Origin of the sequence: Ascidiimonas aurantiaca (assembly GCF_037646345.1) — a bacterium.
Lineage (GTDB): Bacteria > Bacteroidota > Bacteroidia > Flavobacteriales > Flavobacteriaceae > Ascidiimonas > Ascidiimonas aurantiaca.
On record NZ_JBBEWR010000005.1, the window covers coordinates 41,269 to 54,789 of the forward strand.

6 protein-coding genes are annotated in these 13,521 nt (G+C 39.9%); 2 read left to right on the plus strand and 4 right to left on the minus strand.

From position 1 onward, the window contains the following. Positions 1-3 precede the first annotated feature (3 nt). Genes WAO84_RS06355 through WAO84_RS06370 form a run of 4 tightly spaced genes read right to left on the minus strand, consistent with a single transcriptional unit; the run spans position 4 to position 11,275 of the window. Entirely contained in the window at positions 4-1,368 is a 1,365-nt protein-coding gene (locus WAO84_RS06355; RefSeq protein WP_340064509.1) for a vanadium-dependent haloperoxidase, read from the minus strand. Then, complete coding sequence (locus tag WAO84_RS06360; RefSeq protein ID WP_340064511.1) at positions 1,365-4,634, minus strand: VCBS repeat-containing protein; 3,270 nt, start codon at positions 4,632-4,634, stop codon at positions 1,365-1,367. Before WAO84_RS06360 ends, WAO84_RS06355 begins: the two co-directional genes overlap by 4 nt. Next, positions 4,627-7,986, minus strand: coding sequence for a VCBS repeat-containing protein (locus WAO84_RS06365; RefSeq protein ID WP_340064515.1), 3,360 nt, complete (start codon positions 7,984-7,986; stop codon positions 4,627-4,629). The genes WAO84_RS06360 and WAO84_RS06365 overlap by 8 nt, the downstream gene beginning before the upstream one ends. After that, positions 7,976-11,275 carry a VCBS repeat-containing protein gene (locus WAO84_RS06370; protein WP_340064516.1) on the minus strand — a complete coding sequence of 1,100 codons (3,300 nt, stop codon included), beginning with the start codon at positions 11,273-11,275 and terminating at the stop codon, positions 7,976-7,978. The genes WAO84_RS06365 and WAO84_RS06370 overlap by 11 nt, the downstream gene beginning before the upstream one ends. Before the next feature lie 279 nt (positions 11,276-11,554). Here WAO84_RS06370 and WAO84_RS06375 point away from each other — a divergent pair, with 279 nt between their 5' ends. Both WAO84_RS06375 and WAO84_RS06380 read left to right on the plus strand, forming a co-directional pair. Further along, positions 11,555-12,838, plus strand: coding sequence for a sensor histidine kinase (locus WAO84_RS06375; protein WP_340064517.1), 1,284 nt, complete (start codon positions 11,555-11,557; stop codon positions 12,836-12,838). Then, a complete protein-coding gene (locus WAO84_RS06380) occupies positions 12,831-13,520 on the plus strand; it encodes a response regulator transcription factor (RefSeq protein WP_340064518.1) in 690 nt (229 codons plus the stop codon). Before WAO84_RS06375 ends, WAO84_RS06380 begins: the two co-directional genes overlap by 8 nt. Position 13,521: the final 1 nt, after the last annotated feature.

Consider the following 13,521-nt stretch of genomic DNA (forward strand, 5'->3'; position numbering starts at 1 on the left):
TGTTTATTTTATTGCTACTTTTTCCTCAAAAGCTTTCATTTTCAGTTTGTTCACCACAAATTTCCCAAGACTTCTTCCCTGGCTAACGCCCTCTTCTATGGCGGCCCGGTAATGTATGCCCCCGTATAACCTGCTTATGGCAGCTTCATCTGCTGCTTCCTTAAAAGAGTCAAAGCTTCGTATAGGCAATCCGTATGGTACCTCCGTATCGTCATCAAAAGCAAAATTTTCTCCAAAAACTGAAGTGAGTACTACAGAAGCGGCTCCTGAAACAACAGAGTGACCACTGGTATATTCGGGAAAAGGCGGTGTCTGTAAAATGGGTTTCCACTCTTCATCAAAATGGGTGTTAATAAGTGTTTCTGGCCGGATAAGGTTACTTCTGTATTTTTCATCCCAACAACTTATAAAAGCATCAGCAATAGCAATAGAGGTCTTTGTATATGCATATACGGTTTCATTAAAATTGGCTCCGCTTTTACGCGCAGCAATTTTACAAATACCTATCCAGTGTGCTCCGGGCGTGATTTTTTTGGTAGCAAACATAAGATGCCCGCGGGTTACTGAAACATATGGGTTACAGTCCCAGAATTGTGCAATTTCTATTTCTTCAGAGTCATCTCCTTTTTCTGTGATGTCCAGACTTACTTTGTAAACTTCCTGTAATTCTTTATAAAAGGCACTGTTTTTTTCCATAGAAAAATCGGGAGGAGGTACGGGTTTGAACTGGGAGGCAGAATCTAATGTAAAGGGTCGTATTTTGTTCCAGTGGGGTTCAATGCCGTCCATGTATGCCGGGGGAGTAGGCTGCCATCTCGAAGGCTCATCGGCATTTACTGTAAACTTTGGCATAGTGCGTGTTTGTTTATATTGATCGGTATCCAGCCATTTTTGAACATAAGAAGCTACTTTTAACGCGTATGCGCGGGATACCTGTAACTCTTTTTTGTTTACTTTTTCCCATTTCTGATAAAGACTATCCCTGTAATGCTCTATTTCATGCTCTGAAAAAATAAGCATTTTGCTTACCTCCAGGTGTGCAATAAGGGCTGCCAGCCGGTAATTAGGTGTAGTTTCTGTGTCAGGATCAGGAATGCCCCCCATTTGGGATAACTGCCCCGCTAAGGAGGTGAAATTTTCACTTTCTTTTGCGATGATCTCGTAGGCTGCAATGTTGGGATATACATAGATCCTGCTGGCCACCGGTGGTGAAAAAATATCATGTACCATTATTTCTGTAACCTTATCAACCGCCTTATGAAAATCATCCGGAGTAATGGTTATGGGCATGTTTTCCCGGGTGCAGGCACCTGCAAATAATGAAATTAGTAAGCTATGGACTATTGTTTTCTTAATGTACAGTTTCATTTCGCGTGGTTCAATTTTGTTAATTTATATACCTGAGCGGGCGCATTGTTCATAGTAACCAAAAGGTACGGGTCGTTTTTAAAGGTAATAATAGCGAGGTTGCGTGCTGCAGAAAACATAAACTGTAACCCAAGTTCATCTCCCGGAACAATATCCTCAGTATTGATGATGATCGCCCCGGGAAAAGACCCCAGCCTGCCATGAAAAGGCTTTACGCCAAAATAATTTCCGGCAGCCAGCACTTCTTCGGTACCATTAGCATCAAAATCATAAGTTAGAAAAGTAGTTACCGGTGCCAGTTGCATGAACTCCGGAAAGGGTTTGAAAATGAACTTTCCGTTCTTATTTTCCAGATATCCTGTTTCGAGAGTATGTACTTCAAGAATACGGGCCTTGTTGAGTTGTTCCCTGCTAAAGATTTCGTTAACAGTTTTGCCGGCAAAATCTTTGTAAAGGGTAAACTTCTTTCGCATAAAGGTGGGCATTTGATCTGAAAGCTCATCTAATCCCGCTAACGGATAGTATTTTCCGTTTTTAAAGGTAGTGACTACGGTTTCGGTGGTACCATTTTCGTCAAAATCGCTATAGTACATTTTCATGGGTTTTTTGGGTTGGGCATTGAATTTGCTGTTGAGCCCCCAGTTACCCAGAAGATAATCGGTATCACCATCGTTATCAATATCAAAAGGCATAATGGCCTGCCACAGGCCGCTAAGGGTGTTTACCTCATGATGAACTTTTGTAAAGCTTCCGTTCTTATTTTCGAGAAAAACGGGCGACATCCATTCACCTACTATGATCAGGTCATCAATACCATCTTCATTAAAATCATGCCATATAGCATCGGTGATCATACCAATGCTCTCAAACTCCGGGAGGTTCATTATCATGAATTTTCCTGAATTATTAAGGAGTATATAAGCACCAGGGATCTTGCCAAAATTGTTTGAAACGGCATGATTGCCTACAAAAATATCGAGATCACCGTCATTATCTATATCAGAAGTCTTTAGTACCGAAGCATTTTCAAAATATTCGGGAACGGCTGTTTTACTAAATGTGCTATCGGTACCTGTGTAATAGGTATCGCGTAGAGGTGTCATACGGTTGTAAAAATCGCCTCCTCCGGTACCTATAAAAAGATCATTACGGGTATCGTTGTTAAAATCGGCTATCACTGCGGCTACGTCTTCATTGACCGAATCCCTGGATATTTCAGGAATGGAAGTTTTGGTAAATGAAGAATCGGTTTGTATGTAAACAGTGGAAGGTATGAATTTGGAACTGCCAAAGAAAACATCCATTTTCCCGTCGTTATTAATATCTCCGACAGCGGTTGCAGGTCCCCGGTCTGAGATTTTATAAGGTATTAGCTTTTGCCGGTTAAAATCCAGGTAATTATCTTCTTTATGTACAAAATCTATACCCAATTGTCTGAGTGCCGGTGCAAACCAGATATCTTTGGTTTTACTTTTTTGGAGTGGTTGTTTTGTTAGTTTTTGACTCTTATCCGGATTTATGATGAGAAGCTGACCGGTAGGTACATTGGTAAGCTTGGTAAGAGTTTGGTCGGGCCATATTATTTTAATAGAATCTACTGTTTTACAATCTCCATAACCAAAACTAAGTATGGGTTCTGAAGAAGCCTGAAAGCCTCTTGCGGTATAGAGTTCTTTGTATTGGAGCTTCCCCTGGTGATAGCTGTATATTTTGGTGCCAATACCAAATGGGTTGCCCTGTTTGTAATTACATTGTATTTGCAAATAACTGTGTTTTCTATTGGTTTTGTTAATGTAAATTGCCGGCGAACTGTTGAGATTATTAATTATAAGGTCAAGGTCTCCGTCTTTGTCCAGATCTCCATACGCCGTAGCCCCGGAGACCAGGGTATCTTTGGGTATTGATTTTCCTGAAACATTTTTAAAGCGCAGCGTAGCGGTGCCTTCAAAAAGATAATTAGCTGTTTTACCTTCAGGCATAAGTGCCAGGGCTTTTTTATCTACCAGCCGGGTATTATTCATTTTGTTTTTTATCTGTTCATTGGAAACAAATTTTATATAATCAAGATCATTGGGTCTTTTTGGGATACCGTTCGAGATAAAAAGATCGGTATGCCCATCGAGATTGTAATCTTCAAAAAGTGCACTCCAGCTCCAGTCGGTAGCTGCTATGCCACTTAGAAGAGCGGTTTCAGCAAAATGATCACCATAACGGTTTATTTGCAACATATTGCGGGTAAACTGATAATGATAGCCGAAACGTTCGGTGCGTAGCTTAAGTGTTTGCGGGTTATCATCCCCTTCGGATGATTTAAGTACTTTTTCATCTTCGGGTAGCATATCCAGAGAGATGATATCGGGCCATCCGTCATGGTTAATGTCGGCCACATCATTCCCCATGGAAAACCTGCTGGTATATCCAAAGTGATCTTTAAGAGATTCGGTAAAAGTACCGTCTCGGTTATTGAGGTAGTAATAATCATCTTCATGAAAATCATTACCAACATAAAGATCGGGCCATCCATCCTTATTAAAATCGGCTACGGCCACACCTAACCCGTAACCATTAATGCCTCCGTAAATGCCGGCTTCTTCACTGACATCTGTAAACACATTACCGTCATTACGCATGAGTTTATCCCCGGTTTCATAACTTCTTTTATGGCGGAGAGCGGCTTTTCCAAACGATTCCTGAGTGTGCACGGCATGATGCAGGATATAAATATCCAGATCCCCGTCAAGATCAAAATCTAAAAAAGCGGCAGATGAACTATACGTATCCAGATCGAGACCATAAGAAGAAGCACTTTCTGTAAAAGTCCCATCCCTGTTGTTAATAAAGAGTTCGTTGTGCCCGCTAAATCCATTAATACCCACTACGGCACATACGTAAATATCGAGCCATCCGTCTCCGTTAATATCACCCATAACGGCTCCTGTGTTCCAACTGCTATTTCCTGAAATGCCTGCTTTTTCTGAAATATCTTCAAACTGCAAATTCCCTTTATTAAGGTATAGCTGGTTTTTTACCTGATTTCCGGAAAAAAAAATATCAGGAAGGCCATCATTGTCAATGTCTCCTACGGCTACCCCTCCGCCATTATAAAAATAGAGGTAGTCCAGAATATTGAGTTCTTCTGTTGGGGTTACGGTATTTTTAAAAGTGATACCGGTTTTTTCTATGTCTATTATTGAGAATAACCGTCCCTCATTTTTTGAGCAGCCGGTTATTAGAAAGACGAGTATGATACTTAATTTTTTAATCATTGAAACTGAATATCCTGGGTTGGTTATTGTTAATGGCAGCAATGAGGAATGTTTTCCCGTTTTTATCCCTGAAGGTTTTGATATGTTTTATCTCTTCCCGGATGAAAAAACCACTTTTTTGGTAGGGTTGCCATTCAAAATTACCATTTTCATCACCTAATAAAACACTGCCATAACCGGCATCCAGGCGAGAAAATTGAGGTTTAAACTCAAAGTTATTTCCCCCGAGAATAAGGTCTGTGTGCCCGTCTTCATTAATATCTGCACAGGCAATACCACATATACAGGAGAGCTGTACCCTATCTGGGAGAGGATTAATGGTAAACGAAAGGTTTCCGTCATTTAGAATGACAAGGGATTGGGAGTTAACCGCAGTTTTGACAATAGAATTTTCAAACATTTCTTTAGAAAATAGTTTGTCAATAGATTTTCTGGCGTAATCAGCAGCTTTGAGGTTTTCCTTTTTTAAGGAAACAATTTGAGCAGTAAGCTCTTTTTTCATATGGATGGGGTAGTCTTTACCATGGGTGTGGCGCGTAATGATCTGTTCTATGGTGCCGTTGTTATCAAAATCATTGATATACATTTTTACGGGGTTTTCGGGAGAGGTTTGATAGGGAAGGTTATTACCCTGATTTCCTAAAATAAGATCTTGATCTCCATCATTATCAAGATCGGCGGTTTCAATGGTATTCCACCAGCCGGAAAGACTGTCTAGCGCAGTAGATATAAAGGCAAGTTTTCTTTGGTTGTTTTTATAAATTTTGGGAGTACCCCATTCTGAAACGGTTACCAGATCTTTAATGCGATCACCATCTATATCTGCCCAAACGGCACCTGTTATCATACCGGCTTTACGAAGGTCGTAAGCATAACGATCTGTTGCCTGGGTAAACGTGCCGTCTCCCTTATTTTCAAGAAAAAGATGTTCTGGGTCTATACCATAGGTACCCACCACACTTCGGGAGCCTATAAAAACATCAATATCTCCGTCCTGGTCAAAATCATACGGAGCGATTACAGATATATTGTTAAAAACAGAGGGTAAGGGTTGAGCAGCAGCTATAAAGTTATGGTTACCATCATTCAAGTACAGCCGTGGTCTGTATTGGTTTTTGTCTTCTGTTTGATTACCACCTGAACCTACCATAAGATCAATATAACCGTCTCCGTTAGCATCGAACATAGCAGAAGCAGTATCTTCAAAACGACGATCTTTCTGGAGTACTTTCTGTGTGGTTTTCTTTAGGTTTCCATTGCCTAGGTTGAGATATATATTTCCGGGTTGTCCTTTTGCTCCTCCAACAAACAGGTCTTCGTATCCGTCATTATTCACATCACCTACAGACAGAGCAGGACCCTCCTGAGAAAGCATTTGGTAAATTAGCCCCTCATAGTCAAAATCTACATAAGTATTTTCTTTATGGGCCTCTATTTTTTCCGGAGTGATCTCAGTAAGTAAAGTGCGTTGCTTTTTAGCAACGGGAACGGTGAAAAGTTCACGAGCATTGCTTTGTTTTAAGGTGAGCAGTTGATTAACGGATACACCGGTCAATAACTGTGTATGATCATCAGGCCAGATCACTCTTAAAGAATCTATTTTCTCAATATCTCCCAGCCCAATAGCCATTACATAATCCATCGAGGATTGAAACCCCCTGGAGGGCATTAACTCCTGTAGTATGAGTTGTTGTCCTGAATACAGTTTAATTTTCGCACCAATAGCATTCCTGTTGGGAACTTCTCCTTCAAGGCGTATGCGTATATGGTTGTTTTTGGTAAGCGCATTGGCATTGTTTCTAAAAACGAAGGTCTGCATATTTACATTGTTTACGATCATATCCAGGTCTCCGTCATTGTCGAGATCGCCATAGGCTACCCCGTTGGACATACTGGGGATATTAAGCCCCCATTGGTCTGTTGCATTATTGAAAGTAAGGTCTTTGTTATTTTTGAAAGCATAATTGGGTATGGGTACCCGGGGCATTTTGTTTATGATAGAATCGATAGCCTCTTTTTTACCGGTAAGTGCCATTTTCTGGATGATCTCATTAGCGAAAAAATTAACAAAGTCAATATCGGTGAGATCGTGATTAACCCCGTTGGTTACATAAATATCGCGGTATCCGTTATTATCCATATCAAAAATAAGACCAGCCCAGCTCCAGTCTGTTTTAGCAACCCCGCTGAAATATGCGATCTCTGAAAAGGACTGGTTCCCGTTATTGAGCTGCAGGGTATTTTGAATATATTGCTGATAGAAATCTTTACTCTGTTTGAGTTTAAAAACATCGTATCCTTCAAATTCCATAACAGATTTAACACGTTCATCGCCTTCCGGGAGCATATCGGTAATGAAAATATCGTTTAACCCGTCGTTATTAATGTCTGCAATATCAATACCCATAGCTGAAAGACAAAGATGCGAGGTCCAGTCTTTAATAGATTCGGTAAAGGTGCCATCCCTGTTGTTTATATATAAATAATCTCTTTCGTAAAAATCGTTTGACACGTAGATATCCGGGTAGAGATCCTGGTCAATATCGGTAACCATGACTCCCAGTCCAAAGCCTATGAGGCTTCCGTAAATACCTGCTTCTTCGCTTACATCGGTAAACACACCTTTATCATTTCGCAAAAGCATATCTCCCACACCTCTAAATATTTCAGGTACACCTTCCCAGTCCCGGGCACGTACTTCTCTTTGTTTTGCATAGCCTAGGCTGCTTACAGGAATGTTACTGTTGTTAAGGATATAGGCATCGAGATCTCCATCTTTATCGTAATCAAAAAAAGCAGCATGTGTGGTGAAACCGCTTTTAGCCAGATTAAACTCCCGGGCTTTTTCGGTAAAAGTGAGATCTCCATTGTTTATAAAAAGCTGGTTGTCATGATTATTGCCTTCCATATTGCCGGCATTACAAACATAAATATCAAGAAATCCATCCTGATCGATATCTACCATAGTGACCCCGGTGGACCAGGGTTTGTTGCCCGCTACGCCCGCATTATCTGTGATATCCTGAAAGATGAAATTACCTTTATTGAGAAAAAGCCTATTTGGGCCCATATTGGCAATAAGATACACATCGGGGAGGGAATCGTTATTAATGTCGCCTATGGCTACCCCACCACCATTGTAAAAGTTGCGATATTTAAAAATGTTGAAATCTTTTTGATTTTCAACGGTATTAGTAAAATCTATTCCGGTAGAGTCTGGGGCCATAAGGTTAAAAAGAGTGGTTGGTGCAGTTTCTTTTATTATGGCCAGTTCTGTCTTTTCCTGGCAGGACGTCAAGAGGCTAAGGGCGGTAAGCCAGACATATACAGGGATTTTGGTTTTAAAATTCATCAGGTGTACGGTTGTTTATTTTTAAAAATACGGGAGTGTTATCATTTATAGTGATCACCAGGTAATCTGTATGACCTATACGAATTTTTCCTATCTGTCGAGCAGCGCCTTTTACGTAAAATTTTTGTTGTTCATATTCAGTAAAAAAACCTTGTGAATTATAGGTGAGCAGTATGCCGTGAGAGGCATCCTGCCTGCCGAGCAATGTGTTGATCTCATAATGATTACCCACCAGAAAGATATCGGAATAGCCATTATTGTTAAAGTTACCAATATAAATATCCTGAACAGGTGAGAGTTGTGCAGAAAAGGGTAATGGCTGTTTTTTAAAAGTGAGGTTGCCTGTATTTTCAAAATAGCAGGAAGCCAGTTCAAACACCTGTTTTTTATAGGCATTTTGTATTTTTTCTATTGGAAAAATATCTTTAAATGCAGCGTCTGCAAAATGAGCATAAGACAGATATTTTTTGTTCAGAAAAGGCATTTGTCTGGCAAGATCGTCTTTGGAGGCAAACAGGGTTTCCTGATCCTGATAGAAATAAGTGATCACCGGCTCTGTCTTCCCGTTATCATCAAAATCATTACGGTAAAGAGTTACCGGCTGTTCTCTGGAAGCTTTTATACGGGTATTGAGCCCCCAGTTACCGGCAATAAGGTCTAAATCTCCGTCATTGTCAATATCGGCTACCTGTACGGTATTCCACCAGCCGTGAGTATCATTGAGGCTGTTTTGTTTTTGAAGTATTAACCGGTCACCTCTGTTTAAGAAAACCGATACCGGCATCCAGTGGCCAACGGCAACAGCATCGGGTTTATTGTCGGAATTAAGATCGGTCCAGATAATATCCTGAACGTTACCTATATTTTGAAATTCAGTACCAAAAGAATCGCTTACATCAGAAAAAGTGCCATTTTGGTTATTCTCAAAAAGGTATTGTTTGGGACTTTGCCCATACTGCCAGGGAAGCTGATTGGAGGTAATACAGAGATCAGGATATCCGTCTGTATTAAAATCAACTGCTTTTACAGAAGAGGCGTTTATATAAGTGTTTGTAAATGATAAGGTATCTTTTTTATATACACCCTTATCATTTATGTAGAGTCTTGGTGTGAGCGGCGCACCGGTTTTAAACTCGTTTCCTCCACTTACTACAATGAGATCCTGATCTCCATCTGTGTCAATATCTGTAAAGACGGCAGCAATATCTTCAGATATGGAATCTTCAGCGAACAGGGCCGACTGCTCGGGTATAAAATTACCATGTGTGTCCTGGATAAACAGAGCTGAGGATTGCATTTTGGCTCCGCAAATGAAAATATCATCTTTCTTGTCAAGATTGCTGTCACCTATGGCAATACCCGGCCCCTCGTTAGTATAAGCAAAGGGTATAAGCGGGTCCCGGTTAAACTCGATGGAGGGGTGTTCTTTATGAGTAAATGAAAGGAGACTGTGTGTGTTTTCAAGTATTGGGGAAGTGGTGTTTTTTTTCACCGGATGTGGATAAAGAGTTGCATTTTTATAGAAAACCTCTATTTTTTGATTTACCTGAGGGGTAAGCAATGATTGAAAACGTCCGTCAGGCCATTGTATGTGTATGGAATCAATTTTGGTAAGGTTCCCTAATCCGAAATGCACTTCTGGAGGTACAGAGGACAGATAGCCCCGGGATACAAAATTCTCTTGTAATAACAGCTCTTTTCCGCTATATACTGTCACAGAGGTGCCAATACCAAAAGGGTTTTGGTCATTACCATTAAATGAAATGGTGAGGTGATTGTGCTGGGGAAACCTTTGGGTGCTTTTGTTTTCCAAGACAAAAGCGGGTGCATTCACATTGTTTACCACGAGATCCAGGTCTCCGTCATTATCCAGATCGGCATAAGCACTGCCGTTACTATATGAAGGGATATTCTTAAGCCATTTGCCCTGCTGATTGCTATAGGTGCCATTTTTATTGTTTTTAAAAAAGTAATTGATTACTTTTTTCTCGGGAAGTTCATCTATCATGCCCATGTCCTGGGGTTTTAGTTCGTTAGCAATTCGCCGTTGTATGTTATTGTTAGCAATGAAGTTTATATAATCCATATCATTGCTGGCACCTTTAATGCCGTTGGTAATAAAAATATCTTTGTAGCCATCATTATCCAGATCGGCCAGTAGCGGAGCCCAGGACCATTCTGTGGCAGCTACTCCTGCAGCAAAGGCTATTTCTGAAAACATACCGTTCCCGCGATTTATATGGAGGGTGTTTTGCATAAACTGGGGTGCATATCCGTTTTTCAGGTATTGCGCATAGGTTTGAAAAGGCAACTCGGCCCCAGAGGTTTTGTAGGTATGAAGCTCTTCAGGAAGCATATCGAGTGAAATGATATCTGTATGTCCGTCGTTGTTAATATCAGCAATATCGTTTCCCATGGAATAATGCGTAGTGTGTCCCAGAATGGTAAGATCTTCATGCGATACTTCTTTGAAAGTGCCGTTTTGCTGATTTATGTACAAATAATCATTTTCAAAAAAGTCATTACCTACATATATATCAGGATATCGGTCATTATTGATATCTGAAATGCTGACTCCCAGCCCGTAACCTATTTTTCCCTGAAAGATCCCGCTGTTTTGTGTGACCTCTGTGAATTTTCCCTGGTCGTTCCTGAAGAGTTTATCACCGGAGCGCCAATCGGGTATTTCCCGGTTTTTTCCTTTCCCATAGTTCCTGTTGGGGTGTACGGAGTGATTGAGTAAATAGAGGTCCAGGTCTCCGTCAAGGTCGTAATCAAAAAAAGAGGCTTGTGTTGAAAGGCCCGAAAAATCAAGCCCGTAAACAGCGGCAGATTCTTTAAAAACGGGAACTCCCTGTTGGTTCACTCCCTGGTTCACATATAAAAGATTATGTCCTTTTAATGATAAAAAGTCAGAAACTTTGCAGATGTAAATATCCAGCAATCCATCATGATTGATATCTACATGGGTAACCCCGGTGGTCCATCCATCGGCATTTTGAATTCCCGCAGACCGGGTTACCTCTTCAAAACGCAAATCTCCTTTATTTACAAACAGTTTATCGGCTTCCATATTGGCTGTAAAGTATACATCGGCAAGCCCGTCATTGGTGAAATCGGCAACTGCTACCCCCGCACCATTATAGAAATACAGATAGGTTAGTATATTAAGTTCCGGAGTATGGGTTAAAGTATTTTCAAAGGTGACACCGCTATTTTGTGGGTGGAGGCTTTCAAAAAGCATTTCTTCAGAAGGGGTACAGGCACTGGTTACTAATAAAAGTGCCAACTCATAGCGGTAAAAGATTTTAAAAAAACAGGTATAGACAGACTTAAAATGCATAGCTTAAAAACAAGTATTGCAAAATGCAGGTCGTTTGCATTTTGCAATAGGGGTGAACTTATTTTTTATTGTATGAAGATTGTTATAAATTCACTTATTAAGGTTATATGCTAAGATAAAGTATATTTAAGGGGTGTTGGACTAATGATAAAGTAAAAAGTTTAATAAAAGTTTAATTACTATAACAGAGGATTAAAATATTTGTAGAAACGGAGGTAGAAAGAAGTGAATAAAAGAAAGCTGTACATACTCGTTTTTAGTATTTCTGTAATAGGGTTAGCTGTAGTACAGTACCAATATCTCAAAATAGGGCTTAATCTTGCCAAAGTTCAATTCAATCAAAAAGTAAGCAAAGCCGGAGAAGATATACGTACGTCTTTGTATGAGGAAAACCAGCTTACTTTTCTGGTAGGGAAAGCACTTACCAGAGACGATTCATATTTCCGTTTGAGTATGGATAGTGTTCAGGATGCTTCCCGCTTTTTTCTGAATGATCTTTTAACCGAAAAACTGGTACAAAATGGAATAGAAACGGAATTTTCGTATCGTCTTTTTGCCAGGGACACGAGTTTTTCTTTAACGTCTCCCGTAACTTTTAACGAAGGGGAAGACCTTATACGATACCCTGTTATTTTAGAAGGATATTTGCCAAAACTTACAGATAAAAGACTTATTCTGGAGTTACAATTCAGGGATCTGAATACTTTTTTTCTCTTTCAGTTAAACGGGCTAACAATTCCCGGACTGGTTTTTATGGTGGCTATCATAGTGGTGGTTTTATGGGTGCTCAGATCTTTCTACTGGCAGCGCAACATAATTACCACAACGAATGAGTTTATTAACAACCTTACGCATGAACTGAAAACTCCGGTTTTTTCCATAGGGGTAGCTGCCAAAATACTGGAAGATGATCAGCCGGAAGAAAAGAAACCGGTTTTGGAAATTATACGACAGCAGGTAAACAGACTAAAAGATCATACTGACAAAGTATTGGAACTGGCTAATCTGGAAAATAAAAAAGGAATTTTTAATTTAAAAAGACAGGACATCGGGCCGGTTTTACGAAAAACCTGTGAAGATTTTAAACTGCTTACTTCAATAGAGAAACTTAGTTTTTCGTATAACATACCGGAAGAAGTATTATGGGTGAAAGCAGATACGGCTCATTTGGTAAATGCTATAAACAATCTGCTTGACAATGCCCGGAAATACGGAGGTGAAATACCAGACATACACTTAGAGGTGTCCTCTAATAATACTCATGTTTTTATAGTGATAGAAGATAAGGGACCAGGTATAGAAGAGCGATTTAAAAACCGTATTTTCGATAAGTACTTTCGGGTTGTGCCAGGAGACCTTTATAAGGTAAAAGGGCATGGGCTGGGGCTGCATTATGTGAAGAAAGTAACAGATATACATAAAGGTAAAGTATTGGTAGCAAGCAAACCGGGAGAGGGTACGGCCATTACGGTGAAATTACCCAGGGATAAAAAACAGATATATGTATAAATTATTATTGGTTGAAGATGATCGTTCGTTAGGATATCTGTTATCGGAATATCTTAAAATGAAAGGATTTTTAGTGAGTTGGGCCGAAAATGGCAAACAGGCAATGGTACTGATCAATGAACACATTTTTGACCTGGCCATTTTAGATGTAATGATGCCGGATATAAATGGTTTTGAACTGGGGTCCCGCATTCATTTACAACACTCTGATCTGCCATTTCTTTTTCTAACGGCGCGATCTCTTAAAATAGATGTCTTAAAAGGTTTCTCGGTAGGAGCGGTAGATTATCTCAAGAAACCCATAGATGAAGAGGAGCTGGTGGTGAGAATACGGGCACTTTTGTCACGGCTTGATAAAACTACTGCCTTTGCCACAAAAGATACCTTGCAACCTATTGGTAAATACACGCTTAATGTGGTTAATCAGGAACTGATACATGAAGAACAACGTATAAAACTTACAGCCAGGGAGAGTACTTTGTTAAGTTATTTGGCCAGCCGTAAAGATCAATTGTGTACTTACAAGGAACTATTGACCGGTATTTGGGGTAAAAATGATTATTTCAACAAAAAAAGCCTTAATGTATATATATCTCACTTACGAAAACATCTAAGAAAGGATACGTCTTTACGAATAGAAAATGTACATGGGCAGGGTTTTATTCTTCGAACTGATATTTAAT